Annotated in this window: 27 protein-coding genes; 7 read left to right on the top strand and 20 right to left on the bottom strand. The window is 42.0% G+C overall.

Annotation, left to right across the window (positions count from 1 at the left end):
• Nucleotides 1-30: 30 nt before the first annotated feature.
• Nucleotides 31-870, bottom strand: coding sequence for a DUF6266 family protein (locus tag AQ505_RS12040; protein WP_062548406.1), 840 nt, complete (start codon nucleotides 868-870; stop codon nucleotides 31-33).
• Between the two features lie 420 nt (nucleotides 871-1290).
• On the opposite strand from AQ505_RS12040, the gene AQ505_RS12035 reads away from it, so the two are divergent.
• The gene (locus AQ505_RS12035; RefSeq protein ID WP_082461516.1) at nucleotides 1291-2268 is read left to right on the top strand and encodes an alpha/beta fold hydrolase; all 978 of its coding nucleotides are present in this window, start codon (nucleotides 1291-1293) and stop codon (nucleotides 2266-2268) included.
• An 8-nt stretch (nucleotides 2269-2276) separates the two neighbouring features.
• Nucleotides 2277-3320: a serine hydrolase domain-containing protein gene (locus tag AQ505_RS12030; RefSeq protein WP_082461515.1), complete on the top strand. Its 1044-nt coding sequence runs from the start codon at nucleotides 2277-2279 to the stop codon at nucleotides 3318-3320.
• 100 nt (nucleotides 3321-3420) lie between these two features.
• Here AQ505_RS12030 and AQ505_RS12025 read toward each other — a convergent pair whose 3' ends face one another.
• The 13 genes from AQ505_RS12025 to AQ505_RS11965 form a co-directional block, all read right to left on the bottom strand.
• Nucleotides 3421-3909 (bottom strand): urease accessory protein UreE, encoded by a 489-nt coding sequence (locus AQ505_RS12025; RefSeq protein ID WP_062548404.1) that lies wholly within the window; start codon nucleotides 3907-3909, stop codon nucleotides 3421-3423.
• A complete protein-coding gene (hypB, locus tag AQ505_RS12020; RefSeq protein WP_062548403.1) occupies nucleotides 3899-4606 on the bottom strand; it encodes a hydrogenase nickel incorporation protein HypB in 708 nt (235 codons plus the stop codon). Before hypB ends, AQ505_RS12025 begins: the two co-directional genes overlap by 11 nt.
• A gap of 25 nt (nucleotides 4607-4631) precedes the next feature.
• A complete protein-coding gene (locus tag AQ505_RS12015) occupies nucleotides 4632-4985 on the bottom strand; it encodes a hydrogenase maturation nickel metallochaperone HypA/HybF (protein WP_062548402.1) in 354 nt (117 codons plus the stop codon).
• A 5-nt stretch (nucleotides 4986-4990) separates the two neighbouring features.
• Nucleotides 4991-5806, bottom strand: coding sequence for an urease accessory protein UreD (locus AQ505_RS12010; protein ID WP_062548401.1), 816 nt, complete (start codon nucleotides 5804-5806; stop codon nucleotides 4991-4993).
• A 12-nt stretch (nucleotides 5807-5818) separates the two neighbouring features.
• Nucleotides 5819-6433 (bottom strand): urease accessory protein UreG, encoded by a 615-nt coding sequence (gene ureG / locus AQ505_RS12005; protein ID WP_062548400.1) that lies wholly within the window; start codon nucleotides 6431-6433, stop codon nucleotides 5819-5821.
• A 9-nt stretch (nucleotides 6434-6442) separates the two neighbouring features.
• Nucleotides 6443-7129: an urease accessory protein UreF gene (locus AQ505_RS12000; RefSeq protein ID WP_062548399.1), complete on the bottom strand. Its 687-nt coding sequence runs from the start codon at nucleotides 7127-7129 to the stop codon at nucleotides 6443-6445.
• A 1-nt stretch (nucleotide 7130) separates the two neighbouring features.
• Nucleotides 7131-7622, bottom strand: coding sequence for an urease accessory protein UreE (locus tag AQ505_RS11995; RefSeq protein ID WP_062548398.1), 492 nt, complete (start codon nucleotides 7620-7622; stop codon nucleotides 7131-7133).
• A 1-nt stretch (nucleotide 7623) separates the two neighbouring features.
• Nucleotides 7624-9474, bottom strand: coding sequence for an urease subunit alpha (gene ureC / locus AQ505_RS11990; RefSeq protein WP_062548397.1), 1851 nt, complete (start codon nucleotides 9472-9474; stop codon nucleotides 7624-7626).
• Between the two features lie 6 nt (nucleotides 9475-9480).
• Entirely contained in the window at nucleotides 9481-9858 is a 378-nt protein-coding gene (ureB, locus tag AQ505_RS11985) for an urease subunit beta (RefSeq protein WP_062548396.1), read from the bottom strand.
• Nucleotides 9859-9876: 18 nt separating this feature from the next.
• A complete protein-coding gene (gene ureA, locus AQ505_RS11980; protein WP_062548395.1) occupies nucleotides 9877-10179 on the bottom strand; it encodes an urease subunit gamma in 303 nt (100 codons plus the stop codon).
• A gap of 127 nt (nucleotides 10180-10306) precedes the next feature.
• Nucleotides 10307-11491 carry a porin gene (locus AQ505_RS11975; RefSeq protein ID WP_197286367.1) on the bottom strand — a complete coding sequence of 395 codons (1185 nt, stop codon included), beginning with the start codon at nucleotides 11489-11491 and terminating at the stop codon, nucleotides 10307-10309.
• A gap of 93 nt (nucleotides 11492-11584) precedes the next feature.
• Complete coding sequence (locus AQ505_RS11970) at nucleotides 11585-12967, bottom strand: sensor histidine kinase (protein ID WP_062548393.1); 1383 nt, start codon at nucleotides 12965-12967, stop codon at nucleotides 11585-11587.
• A complete protein-coding gene (locus tag AQ505_RS11965; RefSeq protein WP_062548392.1) occupies nucleotides 12957-13658 on the bottom strand; it encodes a response regulator transcription factor in 702 nt (233 codons plus the stop codon). Before AQ505_RS11965 ends, AQ505_RS11970 begins: the two co-directional genes overlap by 11 nt.
• A 168-nt stretch (nucleotides 13659-13826) precedes the next feature.
• Here AQ505_RS11965 and AQ505_RS11960 point away from each other — a divergent pair, with 168 nt between their 5' ends.
• Complete coding sequence (locus tag AQ505_RS11960) at nucleotides 13827-14294, top strand: hypothetical protein (RefSeq protein WP_157262331.1); 468 nt, start codon at nucleotides 13827-13829, stop codon at nucleotides 14292-14294.
• 111 nt (nucleotides 14295-14405) lie between these two features.
• Here the strand turns inward: AQ505_RS11960 and AQ505_RS11955 are convergent, their stop codons facing one another.
• The 4 genes from AQ505_RS11955 to AQ505_RS11940 form a co-directional block, all read right to left on the bottom strand.
• A complete protein-coding gene (locus AQ505_RS11955) occupies nucleotides 14406-14873 on the bottom strand; it encodes a hypothetical protein (RefSeq protein WP_062548390.1) in 468 nt (155 codons plus the stop codon).
• Nucleotides 14874-14954: 81 nt separating this feature from the next.
• Nucleotides 14955-15290, bottom strand: coding sequence for a YnfA family protein (locus AQ505_RS11950; protein ID WP_062548389.1), 336 nt, complete (start codon nucleotides 15288-15290; stop codon nucleotides 14955-14957).
• Between the two features lie 39 nt (nucleotides 15291-15329).
• Nucleotides 15330-16013 carry a peptidylprolyl isomerase gene (locus AQ505_RS11945; protein ID WP_062548388.1) on the bottom strand — a complete coding sequence of 228 codons (684 nt, stop codon included), beginning with the start codon at nucleotides 16011-16013 and terminating at the stop codon, nucleotides 15330-15332.
• Nucleotides 16014-16016: 3 nt separating this feature from the next.
• A complete protein-coding gene (locus tag AQ505_RS11940; protein WP_231635083.1) occupies nucleotides 16017-17351 on the bottom strand; it encodes a Gfo/Idh/MocA family protein in 1335 nt (444 codons plus the stop codon).
• A gap of 235 nt (nucleotides 17352-17586) precedes the next feature.
• Here AQ505_RS11940 and AQ505_RS11935 point away from each other — a divergent pair, with 235 nt between their 5' ends.
• The 4 genes from AQ505_RS11935 to AQ505_RS11920 are packed head-to-tail and all read left to right on the top strand — an operon-like array spanning nucleotide 17587 to nucleotide 22675.
• Nucleotides 17587-18267, top strand: a complete 681-nt coding sequence (locus tag AQ505_RS11935; RefSeq protein WP_062548387.1) for a TetR/AcrR family transcriptional regulator — start codon at nucleotides 17587-17589, stop codon at nucleotides 18265-18267.
• Entirely contained in the window at nucleotides 18264-19925 is a 1662-nt protein-coding gene (locus tag AQ505_RS11930) for a peptidase domain-containing ABC transporter (RefSeq protein WP_062548386.1), read from the top strand. Before AQ505_RS11935 ends, AQ505_RS11930 begins: the two co-directional genes overlap by 4 nt.
• 4 nt (nucleotides 19926-19929) lie before the next feature.
• Nucleotides 19930-21276, top strand: a complete 1347-nt coding sequence (locus AQ505_RS11925) for an HlyD family secretion protein (RefSeq protein ID WP_062548385.1) — start codon at nucleotides 19930-19932, stop codon at nucleotides 21274-21276.
• Nucleotides 21277-21280: 4 nt separating this feature from the next.
• Nucleotides 21281-22675 (top strand): TolC family protein, encoded by a 1395-nt coding sequence (locus tag AQ505_RS11920; RefSeq protein ID WP_062548384.1) that lies wholly within the window; start codon nucleotides 21281-21283, stop codon nucleotides 22673-22675.
• A gap of 69 nt (nucleotides 22676-22744) precedes the next feature.
• Here the strand turns inward: AQ505_RS11920 and AQ505_RS11915 are convergent, their stop codons facing one another.
• Together AQ505_RS11915 and AQ505_RS11910 are read right to left on the bottom strand one after the other, a co-directional pair.
• Nucleotides 22745-23164 carry a DUF2141 domain-containing protein gene (locus AQ505_RS11915; protein WP_062550991.1) on the bottom strand — a complete coding sequence of 140 codons (420 nt, stop codon included), beginning with the start codon at nucleotides 23162-23164 and terminating at the stop codon, nucleotides 22745-22747.
• A gap of 101 nt (nucleotides 23165-23265) precedes the next feature.
• The gene (locus AQ505_RS11910) at nucleotides 23266-24294 is read right to left on the bottom strand and encodes an NAD-dependent epimerase/dehydratase family protein (RefSeq protein WP_197286366.1); all 1029 of its coding nucleotides are present in this window, start codon (nucleotides 24292-24294) and stop codon (nucleotides 23266-23268) included.
• Nucleotides 24295-24398 lie beyond the last annotated feature (104 nt).

The raw sequence follows: 24398 nt of genomic DNA, 5'->3' as shown, positions 1-24398 counted from the left end.
ATTTTTATCCTGAAAGGCCATTTTTTGCTCCTATATCCCCTCTTTAGCTCCCGGCAGGTGTTCCAGTTTCTTTTTCAAAACCAGATACTCCTTTTCTAAATGCCGGAAGGCCTTGGACTCAATTTTTCCTTCCGCATGATCTGTTATTTTATGGTGATAATCTGCCGCAACTTGTTCATATCGGGCTTTAACGGTTTTATAATTCTTTTTTTCTATTTTTTCTGTTTCAGTCTCCTCAAGGCCGTTCAGGTTTCCAACATAAGCACTATCGGAAATTAATGTCCCATTGGCAGATTTGAAGCAAATGTATACTTCCATCTGACTGTTCATCTTCGATTCGCTAAGTGGGATAAAACAGCTCCCATCCTTCCTTTTCGCTGCATTCAACAACATACTTGCCTTTTTTTTAGCTGGATGACTGACCATCACCATCAATATATCGTCCTCAGCACCATTCTCGGCAATACCCACATCCCAGCTTAAATTAATTCCTTCTTCGCCTTTGCTGATCCTCGATTCCTTTGTCATTTCCAGGCTTCCTTTGCTGAGGATAACTTTCGTATAATCGACCTGAATATTTGGATAAACGCCGGTTAAAGCCTGCTTTTTATTATAGGAAGTGGCCAGATTATGCGGATTTTTAGTCGTCCCTTCTGCTTCCAGTTGAAAGCTGACCTTAATAAAATCAGCCATCGGCCTCAAAAGGTCCATCGTTACCGACATTCCCTGGCGATTGGCCATTTGATTTAGAGTCGGTTTTCCTGCTCTGCCGATCAAACGACAGACCGGCTGACCATTTAAAGTATAAAAAACCAGTTTTCCTATTTTTCCAGAAGGGTGTCCATGAACACCAGCTGCACATATTGCCATATTTGAGCGTTAATTAAGCTGAATTAATTAATACTAATATACTATTAAATAAGGAGATAACACCTATCAAAACCTAATTGTGTTCGAATTTTATAAAGTTATTTTAGTGAGTTAAAAGAAAGCACCTGCGAGGTTGATTAGGCAAACTGACGGCCATAGGCCCTAGCAACCTACAGCAAAAACACAAGAAAAACTTACAAATAAGAAAAGACAATCAGGGTTCATCTAAGAAGTTTCCTCTGGACTTCCCCCAAGCACACTAAATGTCTACCAAACAATGGATTAGGTATTTAACAAACCATAAATTAAGTATTTACCCAACATAGTACTGACCAGCTCTAGTCCTCCATTTCATATTATTCCTAAGAATTTAGCCGTATAGTTATTATCTTCCCAAACTATTTAACGCATAACCATCAAATGTCTAACCTCCTTCTTGTGTTCCAATACCTCAGTAACCTCAAATTAAAAATCGCATTCTTTCTTTTTATCACTGTTTTATCCCTCAAAACTGAAAGCTCCATTGCTCAGCAAATTTATTCGAAAGCCTACGGTCAAAAAGGAAATCCAGCTTTAATATATGTTCACGGAGGCCCTCGAGGTAATTCCACCTTATTTGAAGGTACTACTGCAGCAGCGCTGGCTAAAAAAGGTTATTATGTCATCGTATATGATCGACGAGGCGAAGGCCGCTCTGCTGATCCTAACGCAAAACTGACATTTGAGGAAGCTGCTCTGGATCTGAATGGGCTAATCAAACAATATGGATTGAAAAAAGTGAGTATTTTAGGCCATAGTTTCGGTGGCCTTGTTTCCACTTTGTTTACAAACGCCAATCCGGAAAAAGTAGAACGGCTGATCTTAGTTGGAGCGCTGTTTTCGCAGCAGGAATCTTATGACCATATCCTGAACACCAGTCTAAAACTTGCAGAGCAAAAGAAGGACAGCGCTATCCTTCATAAGATTTCCACGATTAAATCCTTCGATAAGAAAAGTGAACAGTATCGGAAACAGACTTATGAGGTCGCCTCCCACTATGGTTTTTTCAAAATGCCAAGGCCTACTGAAGAATCAAAAAGAGTGAATGAGCAGTACGAAAACAGCAGCTTCTCTAAATCCAACATCCGCAATGATAAAGCGCCGACACTGTTTTATGAAAACGAATCACGTGTCAACATTGACACGAAATCCATTCTTAAAAACCTCTTGAATAAAAAGGTAAAGCTCTCCGCAATTTATGGACTTCAAGATGGTGTTTTCTCTAACAAACAATTATCCGATTTAAAAATGATCACAGGCGCTTCGAATTTTTATACCATAGACAATTGCTCCCACTATCCTTTTGTAGATCAACAGGAAAAGTTTTTGAATAGTGTTGCAGACATCATGAATAAATAATCAATTAAATGAAAAAAGTTTTACCATTTCTCCTATCCATATTGATGACCAGCTGCTATACTTTTGGTCAAAACAATGATTATTCCAGTCAAATAGATCGCTTAATTAAAACCACACATCCAAGAAGTTTCAATGGTGTAGTACTCCTCCAGCAAAATGGGAAAATAAAATATGCAAAGGCTTACGGTTATACTGATTTTAACCAAAAAACTCCAGTAAAAATTTCGGATAAATTTTCTACCATGTCGCTGGCAAAGCAATTCACTGCAACCTTGATTTTACAGGCAGTAGACAAAGGATTAATTGATTTACATACGCCAATCAGAAAGTATCTGCCAGATTTGAAATATTCCTGGGCAGACACGGTGACCATGCATCATCTACTCAACAATACTTCGGGACTGTATAGCGAAGATATGGACAAGCCATTGAAATTTAAACCCGGCACTGCATTCAGTTATTCCAACGCTGGTTATGCTGTAGCGGGATTGGTTCTTGAAAAACAAAGCCAGAAAACATTTAATCAGCTAGTCACCGAATTGTTTAAAAGCTGTGAAATGAAGAATAGTTTTTATCCATCAGCAGCTTCCAAAAAACAGTTAGTCAAAGGGCATACAGTAAAAAAAGACGGGACATTCAGCCTAAATGACCAGGTACGTTTTGAACCCGATCAATATTGGGGAAGTCATTTGATCGTTACAGCGCCCGATCTTGCAAAATGGAATGAATGCCTGCATAAAGGAAAATTGCTAAAGCCTGCCACTTATCAGCTGATGACCAGTTATGTGATCACCAATGTCCATCAGCTGTTTAGTGAAAAGCCTATTGGCTATGGCTACGGACTGCGCATAAATGACCAGGATCGAATACTGGAATTTGGACATACCGGTTTTCATCCAGCTGCAGGATTTACTGCTGTTAACCTGTACTATCCTAAAAGTAATACCAGCGTCATCGTGATGGAAAATCAAGCAAATGAAAATTTTGAGATCGCTTATTATTTTGAAAAGGAAATAAGAGAAATAGTGAAAAAAAGTTCGCTTTTGAATTAGACATTTGATGAAAAGCATTTCCTCAAAAAACAAAAAGGCGATTGGTACTTTACCATTCGCCTTTGCTATATTATCCTCCTGTTGATTTGCTCCAGCAAACTTAATTCCTGTTTTTAGGCATCTGCTCATATATATTCCCATAACAATTCACGATCTGTGAAGGATCCAACCTGAAATTGGCCAGGCTTACCGCAGCTCCATATTTTTGCTGCAGTGCTGGAAACAGCCGCCCGTCATAGGCAATCGCGATCTTATGGTCATCGATCATATAAATCGGCAGATGTCGGTTTCCCACATCAAAGCAAAATAGCCCTACCACCTCCAAATCATTGGAATGAAGGACCATACAGGTACAAGGTTTAATAAAAATCCGAATCACAACCGCATCATCCTGATAAATCAGGGTGCCTTGCTGAAGGACTGTTGAACTGGGTTTATCCAGATGAACTTTCCGGCCTGCCAGGGTTTCCCTTTTGATCAGCGTACGATTGACTTCATACCATTCCAGGATCAAACTGTCCTCTTCCTGCTGCCCCAAAGGCTGCAGAACAGGCAGTTTGTCGATCCTGATGATTTCTTTATTGAGCATGCTTCGTTTTCTTTGCGGCTACTTTGGCTTTCAACCAGTTGCACCATTCCTCCATTCCTGTATCCTGCAGACTGCTGATAGAGATCACGTCCAGGTTAGGGTTTACTTCTCTGGCATCTTTCGTTGCCGCTTCCACTGAAAAAGGAACGTAAGGCAGTAAATCTGCTTTAGATACCAACATCAATTCACTGGTTAAGAACATACGCGGGTATTTCTTCGGTTTATCGTCTCCTTCCGTAGAAGCCAGTACTGTTACCCTGTAATCTTCTCCAAGATCGAAAGCTGCCGGACAAACCAGGTTACCTACGTTCTCAATAAACAGCAAATCACAATCGGTCAGGTCGATATGGTCTAATGCCTGTAAAATCATTTGCGCTTCGATATGGCACATGCCGCCAGTTACGATCTGCAAAGCATTGATGCCAACTTCGCGCATGCGGATCGCATCTCTTTCAGTTTCAGGATCACCCACCAATACGGCGATTTTAAGGTCATTACCTAAGCGCTTACCCGTTTCCTGCATCAGGGTCGTCTTTCCAGAACCCGGAGAAGAACAGATGTTGATCACACAGATTCCAGGTATTTTATCACGAACTGCTTTAGCTACATAATCATTAGCTTTCAACAAATTCAAGGTAGTATTGTCGCATTGTACCGATCCTACCGGCATTTGATTACTTTTCGGTGTTGTTGTCATTTTATATGGTGATTTGAAGGTTAAATTATATGGTGATTTGATCGTTAAAAATTACTTGACTAATGCGAAGTTCTTCCCCCTGCACAATCTGATCTGAAGGTTGTCCGCAGCTACATACAAACTTGTGAAACCGCACTTCAAAGTTGGAAGTACAGCTTTTACAATACGCAATAATGGGCAGCAGTTCAATCTCCAGTTCCGTCTCCCTGAACCTCGATTCTTCTAAAACAAATGCCTCAAAGGCGTTTTGAATAAGAATCGGCTGGACATTACAGAGTAAGCCCGCCTGTATTTTTATTTTACTGATATTTTCATAAGTCTCTGGATACGCTTGCTCCAGTGTGCTAAAAATATCCTTCACTATGGCTATTTCATGCATAATAACTAGTTTTCGATGAGCTCCTCCGCTGCAGGCTTTTTATGCGCCAAAAAGTCCATGCAGATGTTAGCTACTGTTCTCATAAAATTATAAAGCAGGTCTCCGTTGTTTCCCAATGCCCGGAATAGTATCATTTGATTCGCGGCCATGGTAAATCCAAAGCTGATGTCTTCATATCCCCCGTTAAAGATTTCATCCAGCTCCTTCTTAAATTCTGCCGCATATTCAGACGCGATGATCAAGGTACTCTGATGGGTATATCCCTCATGAAAGAGCATTTTATCGATCGGCTGTGCGGCAGGAACGAGCACCTGGTTGTCGATGTAAACGATTTTGCCTGACCGGTAAATTTTGGTGGTACTGTGCAGTCTTGCATATTGGAAAATCTCCTCCCGCTGTACACGTCCTGCACAGATGATATCGCCCCAGATTAAGCTGGCTCCTTCTTCCAGGTACACCTCATTTACAGTATGGAATATCGAATCTTTAAAAGGAGTAATCGGATATGGGATGTATTGAAAAAATGCATCCTTACCTACCTTCACCAGCGTTTGCTGCGCAGCTCCGATTTTCATGGGATGCAGCTTATTATACGATTGGGAATAGAGGTGAAGGACGGCTTCATCTGCGATGTCAATATCTATTTTCAAATGATCTTCGTCCATAATCCCCGGTGAGGAACTCATGATGATCAGCTCTAAATGCTGATGTTCCCGCTGAGATCCATAAGGCACTACTTTGTAAGGCATATTGAAAAAGCTGTCTTTCATGACCGTTTTTCCCTCTTCTACGCAAACGCTGATTTTAATTGCACTATCCATGATTTCTCCCTCTTAATCTTCTAGCAAAGCATATTTTTTAATCCAGTCCTGTACCTGATCTAAACCTTGCAGGGTCATCATATTGGTCAGGATAAAAGGACGTTCTCCACGCATGCGTGTCGCATCGCGCTGCATCACGGATAAGTCGGCCCCTACATAAGGTGCAAGGTCAATCTTGTTGATCAGCAGCAAGTCTGACCTGGTAATTCCCGGGCCGCCTTTTCTTGGAATCTTCTCTCCTTCAGCCACATCAATCACAAAAATGGTCACATCGGCCAGATCCGGACTAAAAGTAGCGGTCAGGTTATCCCCTCCACTCTCTACAAAAATGATCTCCACATCAGGAAATTTCTCGGCAAGTTCTTCCACAGCCTCAATGTTCATGGAACAATCTTCCCGGATTGCCGTATGTGGACATCCGCCCGTTTCTACACCAGCAATTCTTTCTGCTGGCAGGGAGGAGTTTTTCTGAAGAAACTCCGCATCCTCACGGGTATAAATGTCATTGGTCACCACGCAGATGCTATAATCCTCACACATGGTTCTCGTTAATCTTTCAATTAATGCGGTCTTTCCCGACCCAACTGGTCCTGCGACCCCTATTTTCACATATTTTCTCTTTGCCATTTTATGTCATTATGAAATGTAAATCCGTGTATATAATTTTTCATGCTGCATACACCTGATGTCCTGAGCGATACAGCAGCTGCCTAATAATTCTTCAGGCATGCTTTCTTGTTTTTCCACCAGTTCGTCTATCAGGCCATGCAGGTTGTACAAAATCTTCTGTGCATCCATCTGGCTGATCGGCACCAGTTTAGCGCAATTGGTCACGATTCCGTTGAGCGTATTGTAGTAAAAAGCATGTAATGCGTCTTTCATGGGGATTTTAGCCGCATGCGCATACATCGCAAAAGCCATTGCATAATGCCCATGGAGCTCCCCGCTTTTGATCACCTGAAGGTATTTTGTACACCTCGGGATCGGCTTCAGGTTTTCCGTCACTTTCAGAAAACGAATGCCCAACTTCTTGCTGGCATCCCTGATTTCAAAAGGCGCTTTATAGGCGCTGATTAAATCATCCAGTTCCTGAACCCTGGCTTTTGTGGCATTGCTGTCGCACATCTTCCAGGCCATCATGAAAAATGCGGCATCATTGTAATAAAAGTTATGTTTCAGCATGGTTTCCGCATAAACTTTCACGGCTTTGCTGTCTTTCACAATCCCCATGCTGACATAGGTTTCCAGTCCGTACGACTGTGTAAAACTGCCGATTGGAAATGCGGAATCATTGATCTGTAATAAGGTCAGTAGTGCGTTCATGTTATTTACTTGCTAAAGAAATTACCTGCCCTGATGAACTCCATTTATGGATCATCAGGGTAGAGGTTCTTTCAATTATTCTATCTTCTTTGCGCGGTTTGAATCCCCCTCTTTTCAAAAACTGATACAAAGGTTCTTCGAATGCGATGATGACTTCTTTGTCTTTATTGATAAAGACCGGGATGTGCTTATTGCCAATTTCGAAACAGACGATCGCCATATCTTTAAAGCTGAGCGGCTGAAACACGATACAAGGGCCAGGGATGATCTGCACTACAATGATGTTTTTCCCCTCCTGATGCAGGATATCACCATGAAAAAGCTGATCCTGTGCCAGATGATGGATCGCGATTTCGCGTCCCCCATCCGTTAGCATGCGCAGGATTCGCTTTGTGGTATCATACCATTCCAATTGCAAAACGTCAATCTTACAGTTGGAGTAGCTTTTCGCATCGTCGTATAGGTTGGCAATTACCCGGTCTACTTTTATCATCTTAGAAAAGGAAATAACGTTGTGCCATAGGAAGTACTGCTAAAGGCTCGCAAGTGGCAATCACACCATCTACACGCACATCATAAGTTTCCGGATCTACAGTAATATTTGGCATCGCATCGTTGTGTACCATGTCTTTTTTCATGACCGTTCTACACCCTTTTACCGGTAAACTGGTACGGGCCAGGCCATAGTTGGCGATCGCTCCATTTTCTAAAGAGACCTTGGAAACAAAGTTGAAACAAATGTTAGACAAGGCTTTACCATGGTTACCGAACATCATTCTATAGATGATCGGCTGAGGTGTTGGAATAGAGGCGTTGGCATCTCCCATTTTAGCACCCAGGATCATTCCTCCTTTGATCACCAGCTCAGGTTTTACGCCAAACATTTCTGCTTTCCATAAAATCAGATCGGCAATTTTACCTGGCTCAATAGAACCTACATAAGTATCAATACCATGTGCTTTCGCTGGATTGATCGTATATTTAGAGATGTAACGTTTCACCCTGAAGTTGTCATTACCTTTTCCTTCATCTTCTTTTAATGGACCTCTTTGAATTCTCATTTTATGAGCGGTCTGGAAAGTACGGGAAATCACTTCACCTACTCTGCCCATGGCCTGGCTATCAGAGCTCATGATGCTGAATACCCCCATATCCTGTAGAATATCTTCTGCAGCGATGGTCTGAGGACGGATTCTGGAATCCGCAAAAGCCACATCTTCTTTCACATTCTTGTCTAAGTGATGGCATACCATCAGCATGTCTAAATGCTCTTCTGCAGTATTGATTGTGTAAGGTTTTGTTGGGTTGGTGGATGCTGGCAAAATGTTTGGATACATCGCGATCTTCATAATGTCTGGCGCGTGTCCTCCTCCCGCACCTTCGGTGTGGAAAGTATGGATTACACGGCCATCAATCGCACGCACGGTATCTTCCAAAAAACCAGCCTCGTTTAATGTATCAGAGTGGATGGCCACCTGAACATCGTATTTATCAGCCACTTTCAGGGCCATATCGATGGTCACTGGATTCGCACCCCAATCTTCATGGATCTTTACACCCAATGCACCAGCTTCTACCATTTCTTCGATAGGTGCCATGGTAGATACGTTTCCTTTACCGAATAAACCTACGTTGATCGGCAGGTTTTCAAATGCCTGCAGCATTTTCTCAATGTACCATTTACCCGAAGTTACGGTAGTTGCATGGGTACCATCTGCTGGTCCTGTACCACCACCGATGAAGGTCGTTACCCCACTGTATAAGGCTGTTTCTACTTGCTGTGGACTGATAAAGTGAATGTGGGTATCAATACCACCAGCCGTCAGGATCATTCCCACACCACTGTGTACTTCTGTAGAAGCACCAATGATCATGTTTTCCGTTACGCCATCCTGAACATCAGGATTTCCGGCTTTTCCTACTCCAACAATCTTTCCATTTTTGATCCCCACATCACCTTTCACAATTCCCCAATGGTCGATCACCATCACGTTTGTGATACAGAAATCCAATACGCCTTCATCTGCTAATGCACGTGCCGACTGCCCCATTCCATCACGAATGGTTTTACCGCCGCCAAACTTATTCTCTTCTCCGTATACGGCGAAATCTTTCTCGATTTCAATAAACAAATCCGTATCGGCCAATCTTACTTTATCACCTGTGGTAGGGCCAAAAAGCGCTACATATTTTGCTCTGGGAATGTAAAGTTCGCCATCTATATATTTAACGGAACCTGCATCCAGGCCAAGTTTGTCCAGTCCTAAAGACCTTAAACCCACTACACTGCCCATGGCAGTCATCCCAACTACTTTAATCCATTCTCTTCTATTCCAGTCTGCCATAATATCTTATCTTAATTTTACGGTTTTATACTTTTCTGCATTCATTTTTGCGATCGCCGCCGTTCTCACTTTTTCATCCGTGTACTTGCCGCTGGTTAAGCCATTAAATCCGTGGATTTCTTTGTTGCCGCCAATCTCTACGAGGATGATGTCTTTACTTTCTCCGGGTTCAAAACGGATTGCAGTGCTTGCAGGGATGTTTAATCTTTTCCCATAAGCGCGTTCTCTATCAAACTGTAAATGTCTGTTCACTTCAAAAAAATGATAATGAGAACCTATTTGTATCGGTCTATCTCCTGTATTGGTCACAGACAATGGCGATGTTTCATACCCAACATTGGCCTTGATGTCTTCTTTTCTTATAATGTATTCTCCTGGTATCATTGCTTATGATTTTAAAGATTAGCGAATAGGATTGTGAATGGTTACTAGTTTTGTTCCATCTGGAAAGGTCACTTCAATCTGCACATCGTGGATCATTTCCGGAACGCCTTCCATTACCTGTTTTCTACTCAACAACTTGGTTCCGTAATCCATTAGCGCGGATACAGTTCTTCCATCTCTTGCTTTCTCCATGATCTCTGCACTGATGTAGGCGATACATTCCGGGTAGTTCAGCTTCACGCCTCTTTTGAGACGCTTGCTGGCAAGCTCACCTGCAAGATGCAGCATCAATTTTTCGGTTTCTCTGGGTGTTAAACGCATAAAATATTATAGTATTAAATTTATTATCTGTTGGATCCCCGGTATTGGTTTTGCGAGGTCATGCTTCGCTCAATTGCCTTTTCCGGATCTTATTTATTGAAGATTACGCTCGCTGGATGGCTTTTGATTAAATCGCTTTCAGGTTGAAATAAGTACCCAGGATGAAACGGTTGTTTTTTTCCGAAGGCATTCCAAGTCGGTTTTTATAACTGATTTTATGGTCGATATATCCTGCGAAAAGTTTCCAGTCCTGATTGGCAATTGGCTTGTATTCCATAGCCGCATAGCCGGTCCAGTTTCTTCTGAAATCATGCCCTATCGCTTTGTCTTTGGATGCGCTTGCAGTCTCATAAGCCCCTTTTACAGATACACCCCAATGTGTGCTCAGCTGCTGATCAAATCTCAGCACTGCTGATTTATACACCACATCTTTGCGCATGATCCTATCTGCACCATTATTTCCGATAAACGCATGAATTGGATTGGAAGCCAGCATCGTATGGTCTACACCATAATCAGAATACTGAAGATCTAAATACACTTTTGTGTTTTTAGACTGGTACATATTGGCCAGGGAAATGGAATGGTTATCTGCTCCTGCAATCAGCTGGTTATAGTTATAAGACCATTTGGTATGGAATGCTTTATTGAAGAAATTTCCCTGCCAGGTGAAATAGGCACCCATCGGACGTTCAGATTGCTTGAACTCCCCTGCTCCGTATCCAGCAGTTTTAATCAGCTGATCGAAAGTTTCAGTGGAAGTATTATACACTTGCAATTGAAAATTATGGTTTGGATTTGCGGTGTAAGAGAAAGTAGCCCCAACCACGAACAGGTTCAGGATGCGGTCTACGTAATCAGTAAAAATATATTCATATACCGGGTTGTTGACAAACTCGTAGCTCCCCACAGCAGCAGCTTGCTTACCAAGAATCAGTTCCCAATCTTTCTGTTTACCGAAGCGGTAATTCAGCTGCGCATAATCCAGGGCCCTCGAACCATTGTCCTGGGTAGTGGTCGTGAAAGCTTTGTTTAGTCGGAAACGGACTTTATAAGACAGGTCTGGGTTTACATGGCCGCTTAGTAATAGCCGGGTTTCATCCATTCTGAAACCCGCATTTAAAGCACGTTCTTTATTTTGGCCGATGTTTAAAGAAGTACGGCCAAGGATATGGAGGTTAAAAATGGAAGGGCTCGCTTGTTTTGCAGTATCAAGGGAAATATTTTTTGTGGTATCGACTGGCGTTTGTGCCGAGGCTACTGCCGGACAAACTACACATAAAACTATACCTACACTGGTTCTGATTTTCATATCGCTATACTTAATCATACAAGTATAGGCGGCAGACCTAATAACGCGCTAAAGCGAATATTAACGCGATATTAGGAAAAAATAAGTGTGAGATTAGAGAACCGCTATAGGACAGGTTATAGTCACTACTGTGCCTTTTCCTTCCGTAGAATTGATCGTCAGACTAGCGTCATGAAGTTCAAAGATGTTTTTGGCAAGTACTAGTCCGAGGCCATTTCCATAAATACTGCCCACATTGGAGGCGCGGAAAAAGGATTCAAAAATATGCGGTTTATCCTGATCAGGAATCCCTATTCCCTGATCTACTACTCGTATAATGATCTTCGAATGGTCTACTTCAATACTCACTTTCACTTCCTTTTCATTGCCATACTTACAGGCGTTGGAAATGATATTGGAAAGCCCGATGAAAAACAGATCCTGGTTGACATATACGGTCAACAGGTTGCTGTCCTCCGGAATATTGGAGAAATCAAGAAATATCCGGTGGTTATCGTTCAGGTATCCTTCAGATTCCTTTACATTGTAAAGCAGTTCATCAATCCTGACATAGCTCATGTTTTGCACTTTGCCATCATAGCCTGTTCTGGAAAGCAGCAGCAGGTTGTTCACGATCAGGTTCATCCGATCCACTTCTCTGGACACCATTTCTAAAGAGTAATGGGCAGGATGTTTCGGATCCAGACTGTGCAGGGCGAGTTCAGATTCACCGCTGATGATGGTCATAGGGGTTCTCAAAGAATGTGAGGCATTGCTGATAAAGCTGCGCTGAGACTTCACTGCAATCTCCAGTCGGCTGAGCATATCGTTAATATTGGTGATCAAAACTTCAATCTCATCCTTTTCTTTTGTTTTCTTAGTGGATAGCCGCAGGTTCAGGTTACTGATATTGATCAATCCAATACGTTTATTGATGGAAGCGATGGGATTTAACAGTTTATCTGCAAAATAAAAAGAGATCAGAAAGATGAAGAATAAGAAAATCACGATGCCCGAAATCAGTGCGCGATTGAGGTCCTTGTGTTCTGCAATCCCAAAATCATCCACTGCTGAAGAAACCACCACCAGATTTTTATCGTGGTCTTTGTCTTCAAAAAATAGTGCTACATAAGCCGTATCACCCATCATGAGTTCGGCTTTTCCTTTTTCAATTGCTTCTTCAAAAAAAGCATTGCTCATCGGCAAAAGCGGTTCATAACGGGGCTGCTTCCTGTTTTTCTCTACCCGAACCAGGAAATTCCTGCCCAAAGAGAACTGGTTGATGAACTGATTGCTCAACTCATAATAACCTTTGTCTTTATAACTTTTCGAATTGAAGACATGCGTACCCAGCATCCGGGCATTTTCTTCTAAACGGATGTAAAATTTACTCTCCAGGGTTTTCGCCGTAAAATAAGAAACATAGACGGCAAAAGACACCAGGATCAAACTCCCGATTGCCGAAGACAGCAGGATAATTTTGGTTCTAATCTTCATGATTCTCCTGGACTCTGAGTACATAACCCATCCCTATCACGGTATGAATCAATTTAGGACTAAAATTCTTATCGATCTTTTTGCGGAGGTAATTCAGGTAAACATCCACCACATTGGTGCTGAGGTTGAAATTCATGCCCCAAACTTCTTCCAGAATATCCACACGGGTAATAATCCTGTTCATGTGCTGCATCAGGTATTCCAGCAGTCGATGTTCAGTAGCAGTCAGCACGATCACTTTTCCAGCCCTGGTCACTGATTTACTGTCTTTATCCAGCACTAAATCTGAGATGGTCAGGAGGTTTGCAGGCGTAGTACGAACGGTTCCCGTTTTACGCGATTTGCGAAACACACGGGCTTTTAATTCGTCAATTTTGAAGGGTTTAGTCAGGTATTCATCGGCATCCAGATTAAAAGCAGCCACAATATCTTCTGTCTGATTTAAGGCAGAAAGGATGATAATCGGTACATCAGGATCTGTTAACCTGATATTGCGACAAACTTCCAGTCCATCCATCCCAGGCAGCATAACGTCCAGAATGATCAGGTCAAACTGGTTCATTCCTGCCATTTTTAACCCGGTCAGGCCGTCCATGGCCACACTTATATCTAAGTCAACATTTTCATCCATTAAGCTTCTTTTGATCAAAGAAACTACCGCTATCTCATCCTCTATTAACAGTATCTTCATCTTAAAACCCCTATCGTTATAATTATTCCCTATCCTGCAAATTTACTTAAAATGGTCAGTGGAAATTTGCATAGCGCAAAAAAAGACATTGAAACAATAATGTGTTGTAAGGTAGTTAACCCCAAAATTAGCGTCGACAAGCAGTCGGGAGCAATACAGCTGAATGAAATGGACAAAGTTGAAATTGCCTGGATAACCGATAAGAAGTTTAGCACTGGAACCATCAAGCTTGAGCCCAGAGGAAAAGACAAATTTCAAGGCAGCTTTCCTGGAATTGCTTTTCATGGGCTTAATGACACCACTTATGAGGCGATTTACTTTCGGCCATTTAACTTTCGCAGTACAGGCCCGATCAGAAAATGCCATGCTGTACAATACATTGCCAACCTAAAATATGATTGGCCGAAACTTCGTGCTGAATTTCCAAATCAATATGAGCAGTCGGTGTGTTCAGACATCGACCCTAACCAATGGTTCTATGTAAAGATCGAGGTTAGTACAGACAAAATAAAAGTTTACCTGAATGAGCAGGCCATTCTGGAGCTGAAACCTCTGGTACAGACTACTGGAAAAATGATCGGTTATTGGGCTGGGGATGGCTCCGGAGGAGATTGGAAAAACCTAAAAATCTATTAAGTCAGCGGAAGAATGAACCCTGAATAAAAACATTTATCCCCATTTACCAGGCAGCCGTCTACTGGCACCTTGTAAATGGGGATATTTTAAAGCAATACGACTATAAATTCCTTACTTCTTAAATATAAAAAGCCCTTTTTCTCTAATGATATCGACTTTATTGAATTTAACATTCAGCATCTCGTACGGGTTGCAATGATTTTCAGGTTTTTTCACCGTATAAAACAAGGAATCTACTGGGGTATCTGCGATTTTAATCAGCAGGGTATCAATAGGCTTTTGATAATCAAAAGCAAGCGAAAATGCCAGAATGTCACCTCCAACAGGAGCTAAACGCAAAGGCTCCTTAAAGGTCTTATCTTTCGTTCTATAGACGTTAATTTCATTAATTTTATACTTTGCATGCTCACCAAAAAATAGGTTGGCACCGGAAGTTTTATCCAGGACTTGAAAAAACGCATTGGAACTGGGCGGATCACAGCCAGGATTGCGGTCATCGTTCATGGTTTCTTTGAGACAAGCCGACAGGGATGTAACACCTGCAATCATTAAAACATAAGCAGCGGATCTTTTCATCATAATTTGGAATTTGGTTGATTTAAACTAGGTTCTTACCTGTTATAACGAGAACCACCTGCTTTTCGCTACAGCTATAGAGGTTTAGTGGATACTTCTTGGCATATAGATGATGATGCAGGCGCCAACAAGTGCTATTGAAGCGCCAATAATGTCCCATTTATCAGGCTTAAAGCCATCCACTTTCCAGGCCCACAGTAAGGCCAGCACAATAAATACCCCACCATAAGTGGCGTATACCCTTCCAAAATTAGCAGTTTGCCAGGTTGCGACTATCCCATATCCTACGAGGATGATGGCGCCTACCAATCCATACCATAAAGGCTTTCCTTCTTTTAACCACAACCAGATCAGGTAACCTCCCCCAATTTCGCAAAGTCCAGCCAGTATAAAAATAGCCAGTGATTTAACTACATCCATGTTCTTCTTAAGATTTCAACGTCGAAATTCAAAAATGCGTTAATTTACATGGGAATCCAATACTTTCCTGATGACTGCAGCCTCTTTCTTAGACAACAGCTTAGGGCTGAATGTAATTGGTATTAAGGGTAAATCATGCTGATTCGTTGGCACTGAATTGATGGCATCTGCCACTTCCATTCCCGCTACAATTTCCCCGAATATCGTATAATCAAGGTCCAGACGAGGAATTCCTCCAATCTTTTTGTACGCTGTTCTTTCTGCGGCCGAGAACTGGTGGCCTTTCTTTTTCTCCATTGCATTCAGTTCTTCGTCTGTCTGCGGTTTTCCTGCGACCAGGTAAATCTGTGTCAGGTAAGAGCTGTGTTCTGGGTTGTCGTTTCTACCGGCACCTAATGCGCCTTTTTTATGAAAAAGCCCTGGAACAATCTCCGCAGGAATGCGTGCTAATGGTTTTTCAGGATGCAATTTTTCCCTATCCAGGATCGTCTCATCCAACTCTCCACCCTGACTCACAAAACCTTTGATCACCCGGTTAAAAGCAGCCTGATCATACAAACCTTGTCTAATGGTTTTTACAAAGGCATCCCTATGCTTAGGAGTCTGGTCATACAGCATCAGGGTAATATCTCCTTTGCTGGTTTCTAAACGTACAAACTTTGATTGTCCATAAGACATCAGGGCCATCAGTGCAAACCCGGCAGTGGTAAAAAGAAACTTCATATTTTAAATTTTCGGCAAGTTATAACCATTATGGTAGGCTGCCATTAAGTATTTACTATTAATTTGTTTGTCGGTAAATTGGTTTTTCTGGGCATCCCAGGTTAGTTTTTCTCCGCTTTTATACGCAATATTGCCCATTTGGGCGATACTGGCCACATGTGCTGCCGCCTGAATATCACAATTCAAGTCTTCTTTTTTCCTTGACCTGACACTGGCAAAAAAGTTCAGCATGTGGTTGTTAAGTCCATTATCTGAGGCTTTCACAAAAGGTTTACTCACTTTATTACCGCTTTGTCTTTCTTCAATGACTTCCCATCCTCCTCTATTCAGAATCAGCGTTCCATTGTTACCGATATAGGCGATGCCATGATCTCTGTTGTAAGAACCGTTATCGATGCCCATTGCAGAATCCCAAACCATATTAAATTTATCAAATTCATAAAGGGTAGTCAGGGTATCTGGTGTTTCCTCATATAAATCAGGGTAAGCAAAACGTCCGCCTAATGCAGAAATGCTTTTCGGAACTGGTGAGCCCATCCCCAATAAGCCATAGTCGATCAAATGTACGCCCCAATCTGTCATAAGTCCACCGGCATAATCCCAAAACCACCTAAAGTTAAAGTGATACCTGCTGGAATTGAAGGCACGTTTTTTTGCTGGCCCTAACCATAGATCATAATCTACTCCAGCAGGAACTGCGGTATCCGGAACTACGGGCCCAGGCTTCATCCAACCCTGATAACACCAGACTTTAACCGTCCTGATGTTCCCGAGCTGTCCGCCTTGTACAAAATCAACCGCATCTTTGAAATGCTGCTGACTCCGCTGCCATTGCCCTGCCTGCACTATTTTATTATATTTCTGCTGTGCAGCCACCATTGTCCGGCATTCCAGAATTGAATTCCCAACCGGCTTTTCTACATACACATCTTTACCTGCCTGACAAGCATGAATCATCATCAAAGCATGCCAATGATCCGGACTTCCAATGATCACCGCATCAATGTCTTTATTCTCCAATAAGGCACGATAATCTTTATACGCTTTCACCTTTGCAGCATCAATGTTGAAGCCTTTCAGCTCCCCCATCCTTTTGTCCAACACGTTCTGATCCGAATCACACAAGGCGATTAAAGTTACTCCCGGTACATTCAGCGCGGCTCTTAAATCCGACCAGCCCATTCCGTTGATCCCAATCACTCCGATATTGATCTGGTCGTTAGCCCCAATTGTTCGCTCATAAAGCGCATAAGCAGGATTATCGAGTGCAGAAAGCAGGATTGTACTACCTAATGCGCCAGCACTATTTCGGATAAAGTTTCTTCGGTTGAGCATCATTTTATTTCTTTAAAGGTTCATAACGATTGTAAAATACAAATAAATCATTAAGAATTGTAATCCGCTCAGGCTTTCTCCTCCATAGCAGATTTCGTATAATCTTCCAGAATTGATCAAAACACCAATCAGCTTATAGGCCATTATAAGCTAATTAAAAGCGGATTTCTTAAAAAATAGAAGTATTATTCATATTTATGATAGTAATACTATTACATTTGCAGTAAACACAGCTATTATGGATCAGCTACTCGCAAATATAAAAATCCAGGTGAACGACAAGATCTATGTGAAAGATCCGGAAACCACTACGCTTGGCAGGAAAATCATCAAGCATAGTCTGATCATCATGGATGAAATCGGCTTTGACAACTTCACCTTCAAAAAGCTTGGGGAACGCATCGGTTCAAATGAGAGTTCAATCTACCGTTACTTTGAAAACAAGCATAAATTACTGGTCTACTTCTCCTCCTGGTACTGGAGTTGGATAGAGTATAAAATGGTCTTTGCTACCGCCAACATTGCCGCTCCTTTAGACCAACTGCTCAAAGCGCTGGAACTCGTGACGGAGAAAATTGAGGACGACCTGAATACCCCTTACATCAATGAAGCCTTGCTGAATAAGGTCATCATTGCGGAATTTACCAAGACTTTTTTAACCAAAGAGGTAGATGAAGAAAACAAAGAGGGCTTCTTTTTGATTTACAAAAGAGTGATCAGCAGAATGGTAGGAATGGTGGTATTGATTGATCCGGCATATCCTTTCCCGAAGAGCTTAATTTCGAGCATCGTGGAAGGCGCATTACACCAGCATTTCCTGAAAGATCACTTCAAAACCATTACAGACTGCAATGAAAGCACCAGTCCTACTGCCTATTATACAGACCTTATCCAGCGCATATTAAGCCCAAAACCATGACCCCAGCAAAAAGATTCTTCAGTCTGCTCAAGCTTGACAAAAAAGATGTAACTCAAATATTTTTATACGCCATCATTGCCGGACTCATCAGTCTGTCGCTGCCATTAGGCATCCAGGCGATTGTAAATTTCCTGCAAAGCGGCAGGGTCAGCATTTCCTGGATCATCCTGGTGATCGGGGTAGTCACGGGGGTTGCTTTTGTAGGAATTCTATCGCTCATGCAATTGCGGATCACAGAAAACCTACAGCAGAAAATCTTTGTCCGTTCTTCTTTTGAATTTGCCTACCGACTTCCGAAAATCAAGTTCGATGAGTTGTACCATGAGCTTTATCCCCCGGAAATCGCCAATCGCTTCTTTGATACTTTGACCATTCAAAAGGGTGTTTCCAAGCTCATGCTGGATTACTCTTCAGCCCTGCTGCAAATAGGATTTGGGATCATTCTGCTGTCTTTATACCACCCTTCCTTCATCCTGTTTGGCGTATTACTAGTGGCTATGCTATACCTGATCTTTAAATTTTCTTATACCAAGGGACTGGATACCAGTTTGAGTGAATCCAAGTATAAATACCGCGCTGCAGAATGGCTGCAGGAGATTGCCAGGAACAAACACAGTTTCAAAAAAGCATTAAACTTCGACTTTGCCCTTCAGAAAAACAACAGCTTAACCAACAACTACCTGGATTACCGCGAAAAACACTTCAACGTCATCAAGCGGCAATATGCACAGCTGATCATCTTTAAAGTAATCATCACTGCCGGATTGCTCCTAATTGGAGGTTACCTGGTACTGAATCAGCAGATGAACATCGGTCAGTTTGTTGCCTCCGAGATCATCATTTTGTTGGTGATCAATTCGGTAGAGAAAATCGTACTGGGTCTGGAGACCTTCTACGATGTACTGACCGCTGTGGAAAAGATTGGAAAAGTGACGGATATGGAAATTGAAACCCTCTCGGAAACCGAAGGCAAGCCACTTTACGACCGCATTACCCTGGAAGCAGATCAGGTATCACTTCGATTCCCTGGCGCCGAAACCGATATGTTAAAAGACATCTCATTGAAAATTGAGCCCGGTGAAAAAATCATCCTGAATGGCGCAAATGGCTCTGGAAAAACCACGTTAATCCGTACGCTTTCCGGCTTATTAAAACCTACTTCAGGTGCATTATTTATCAATGACGATACCTTCCGCCAGATCGATATCAACCAATACCGCGCGCAGATTGGGATGATCATTCAAGGACAAAGCCCCTTTGAAGGCAGTATCCTGGAGAACATTACCTTCAATGACCCTTCTGTTTCTGCACAGGATCTCCGATGGGCATTAGATGCGGTACAGCTGAGCGCCTATATTAAAACCCTGCCTCAAGGGCTGGACACTAAAATATTCCCGGAAGGCAAGCAGCTTTCTTCATCCAATGCGCAGAAGATCATGCTGGCCAGAAGCATTATTCATAAACCGGCGATCCTGCTTTATGAAGACCCGACTGACCGTCTGGATCAAGATAGCGCAGATGCCATCATCGACTTCATTTGTGCTGAAAATCAGAAATGGACGGTGATTGTCTCCTCTGCAAACCCTACCTGGAAGTTGAAATCCAACAGGTCTATTACTATGAAAAACGGAAAAATCATCAACGACCTAAAGAAATAAGAACATGCTAAATTTATCTGATCAGAAAAATACGCAGCAGCATATATTAGACCGCTATAGTGCGGTTAAAAACCTCGGCAACCGACCTCATTATAAAATATTGAACCGCTTGATACTAGCGATATGCATCATTGGGATCATCGTTCTTTTTCTACCCTGGACACAAAACATTTCCGGCTCTGGTGCTGTAACGGCTTTAAAACCCAATCAGCGGCCGCAAACCATCAATACAGTCATCGCCGGAAGGATTGAAAAATGGTATGTACAAGAAGGAGATTATGTGAAAAAGGGCGATACCATCATCTTTATTTCTGAAGTAAAGGAAGATTATTTTGACCCAAACCTATTAGAAAACACGAAGAATCAAGTGGATGCCAAGAAAATGGCACTGGAGTCTTATCAAGGAAAAGTGGCTGCCCTAAATGCTCAGGTGAGCGCCTTAGAAGGTGAAAAAAGCTTAAAACACCAGCAGGCAAAGAATAAAATCAGGCAGTCTCTTTTGAAAATAGAAAGCGACAGTATGGATTTTGAAGCCGTTAAAATACAGCTTAAAATTGCCCAAACACAAGCAGAGCGTTCTATTCAGCTCCAAAAAGAAGGATTGAAACCGCTCACCGATGTGGAAGAAAAGCGATTAAAGCTACAAGATGTACAGGCAAAAGTAACTACTCAGGAAAACAAACTATTGACTTCCAGGAATGAGCTGATCAATGCCCGTCTGGAAGTGGAGCGTCTTTCTGCAGAATATGCAGAGAAAATATCTAAAGCCAATGGCGATAAATACACCACCCTTGGCAATCAGGCCGATGCTTCCGGGCAGCTGAGCAAATTGGAAAATCAATATGCAAATTACAGCATCCGAAATGGCATGTATTACATCAAAGCGCCACAGGATGGTTATGTAAACCGTGCCCTGCAATCTGGATTAGGCGAAACCGTAAAAGAAGGCGTGCCGATTGTGAGCATTATGCCGGCAAAATATGAGTTTGCGGTAGAGACATTTGTCAGCCCGATAGACATGATCCTTTTGAAAAAAGGTGAGAAGATCCGTGTATGGTTTGATGGCTGGCCAACAATCGTATTCTCCGGATGGCCAGACATGTCTTATGGTACTTTTGGTGGAAGAATTGTGGCCATAGAGAATTTTATCAGCCCAAATGGCAAGTACAGGGTATTGATCGCACCAGATCCGGAGGAAGACCCATGGCCAAAGCAATTGAGTATGGGTTCCGGCGCGGAAACCATTGCTTTGCTGGAAACCGTGCCTGTATGGTTCGAAATCTGGAGAACTTTAAATGGCTTCCCTCCCAACTATTATCAATCGGAAAAACCTGCTACGGATAAAAAGTAAGCGTATGAAAATCAAAATATTAATCCTGCTCAGCTGCCTTTTCTTCGCTTTGCCGGGCCTCGCACAGGAGCTCAAACCAGAAGTGCTGACTTTTACGGAGTTCCTGGGTTATGTAAAAAAGTACCATCCGGCAGTGAAGCAGGCAGATCTTTTGCTGAGTAAAGCGGAGACTGCCCTCATGATGGCTCGTGGTGGATTTGACCCTAAACTGGAAGTCGATTTCAGCAATAAACAGTTTAAAGGAACCGAGTATTATTCCTTATTTAACAGCAGTTTTAAAGTGCCCACTTGGTATGGCATAGAAGTGAAAGCGGGTTTCGACAGCAATGACGGCAATTACCTGAATCCACAAAACAGAACGCCAGACAACGGCCTGACAGCCTTAGGCATCACTGTTCCTTTAGCGCAGGGCTTATTGATTAACCAGCGGATGGCCGACATTCGGATTGCTAAAATCCAGCTCAAGCTGAGCAAATCTGAACGTCAGTTACAAGCGGTAAACATCCTTTACGATGCTTCTACTGCTTATATCAATTGGAAGAGAACCTATGATGAGGCCAAGCTTTACCAGGAGTACCTGACTTTTGCCGAGAAACGGGCAGAAGGGGTAAAAAAACTGATTAAGGCGGGAGATAAAGCAGCAGTAGACAGTATTGAGGCAGGAATTGTCATTAAAAACAGGCAGTTAAATTTAACAGAAGCCGAGTTAAAATTGGCTAAAGCGAAATTGGAGCTTTCCAATTACTTATGGATTGAAAACATTCCGATGGAATTAAAGGAAACGATGGTTCCGGAAGCAGAGCTGGAAAGCGACCTAAAACTCGCACTCAATTTTGATGCGCTGATCCCCGACAATGATGTTTTAGCCAGCCATCCCAAGCTGATGGCCATGCAGCAGAAAATAGAAATCCTAACTATTGAGCAGAAATTAAAGCGCAATATGTTATTGCCGAAATTAGATGTTGGCTACAGTTATTTATCTGATCCCTCCTATTTTAATGACTTTCAATTGGGCAATTATAAGTTTGAGTTGAAGTTTAGTGTACCGCTTTTCCTGAGAAAAGAAAGAGGTGCTTTGAAACTGGCAAAACTCAAAATATCCGACAGTCAGCTAGACCTCAATCTAGAGCGCTTACAGCTGAAGAACAAAATTACTGCGCAACAGACGGAAATCAAATCGATACAGCAGCAAATGGCGATTACCAATTCAATGGTCAGTGATTATGATCAGATGCTGCAGTTTGAAGAAAGGTTGTTTTTAATGGGAGAAAGTTCGGTATTTCTTTTAAACTCCAGGGAAAACAGCCTGGTGAACACCAGGCTGGCTAAAATTGCCCTGCAAAACAAGTTCTTAATCTCTAATGTTGATCTGTTCAGGATAAGGGCAAATACAGAATAGCGGGTCATTTATAATGGAACTGGACTCAGTAGATAAATGATCATTTATCTACTGAGTCCAGTTCTTCCACTAGTAGTGCATTTTGATCACCATATTGGTGCCCGGCTCTTGTTTAAACTTGGTATCCTCAAACTTTGGCGCAGACAATTTAGGAATGAAGTTTCTAGAGAAAGCGTAGCCTTCTTTAGGGATACCCAGCATATTCGTGTTACATTTTCCGTCCCCATTTTCATCATGATAAAGTGCCACCGCATATTCTCCGGCAGGTAAATCATTAAAAGTAAAAGTCTCTGTTCCTGCTTTCACCTCCTTGATCATGGTTTTATACTCTTTACCTGGCTTAATAAATGAAGCTTTACTGTTGTATAAGCTCAGTTGAATATTTCCTTCCAGATGATGGATATTGGTGACCGTTATTTTAAGTGGTCCGTTCTGTGCGTAGCCGAATTGAACGGCAAAAAGCAATGCAATTCCTATGATATGTTTCATATAAGTTTTCATTTTGTGATCATTCATTTAATTGATGTGCTGCCTCATGCCTATTAAAAGCAGCATTCTTTCTATAAATAGCGAACCTGTTCCCTGGTTAGCTATAATTCATTAAAAAACCGCGCAGACATCTTTTTGTCCTTATGCAGTAAAGCATGAAAAGGCTCTGATTTTTTCAGCAGATGACGTTTAATAGAACCTCTAAATACCGAGGCTATTGTTTTCTTTATGGGCGATACGGATTGCTTTAACTTTGTAAAATAATGTTCCAATGTATCCCTTCTGAAATGGAGCAATTCTTCCAATTCATCACCATCCGCATAATATCCACAGTGAAAATTCTTCTCTGCAAAAGCATTTGAAGGGAAATCCAGGGCACCTAAACCGAAGGCTTCAAAGGAGCGGCTAAGGAAATCCTGATAACTGATTCTGCAAAGCGCTCCGCCACCAAGATTAAAAGTCTTAGCAGATAATTCGTTGCGTTTTGCCAGTCCATTGACGAAAGCCCTGGCAGTATCTTCGGGTGTTAAAATCTCCATAGAAGTGGCCAGAGGCATGTGGAACATAATACCAGAGGGCTTGTGGTTACTTGTACCCATAATTGCAGCCAGTCTGAAAATACAAAAATCCAGTCCGCTGTTTCGAATGTGCTGTTCCGATTCTATTTTGGTGACTGCATAATGGTCTTCCCGACTTGGCGATAAAGGGTCTGAAGTTTTAATCCAGGGCGTATTTAAACGATCTCCATAAACTGAAATCGATGAGCTGTACATCAAAAACGCATCCGGAGAATATTGCTTTAAAGCCTGAACCAGGTACCTGGTTCCATTCACATTTACCTCATGGGCCAGCTCTGGTTGTTCATCTGCTAATGGTGGTATAATCGCCGCCAGATGAATCAGAAAATCCTTTTCTATACAAACTTCCGCGACCTCTTCTGCATTGGTTAGGTCTCCATAAACTACCTTTACCTGTTGCTCATAAGGAGACAATAGCTTAGCCGAGTTTTTTGTCTTTTGATCAAAGACGGTGATCTCATATTTATCTGCTTGCAGAACCAGTTGTTTTAATACTTCAAAACCTACAGTTCCTGATGCTCCTGTCAATAAAATTCTCTTTTTCACTTTCATAACCGCTAATTAATTTTGTAGACAAGAATTTATTTTTCATTCCTGATCATTTATTAATAAGCATTTATTATTCCAAAAAAATCAAAGCGCAAGCATAAGGGCTC

The organism is Pedobacter sp. PACM 27299, from assembly GCF_001412655.1.
Taxonomy (GTDB): Bacteria; Bacteroidota; Bacteroidia; order Sphingobacteriales; family Sphingobacteriaceae; genus Pedobacter.
Note: the sequence above shows the minus strand (reverse complement) of the source record. Positions and strands in the feature narration are given on the sequence as shown.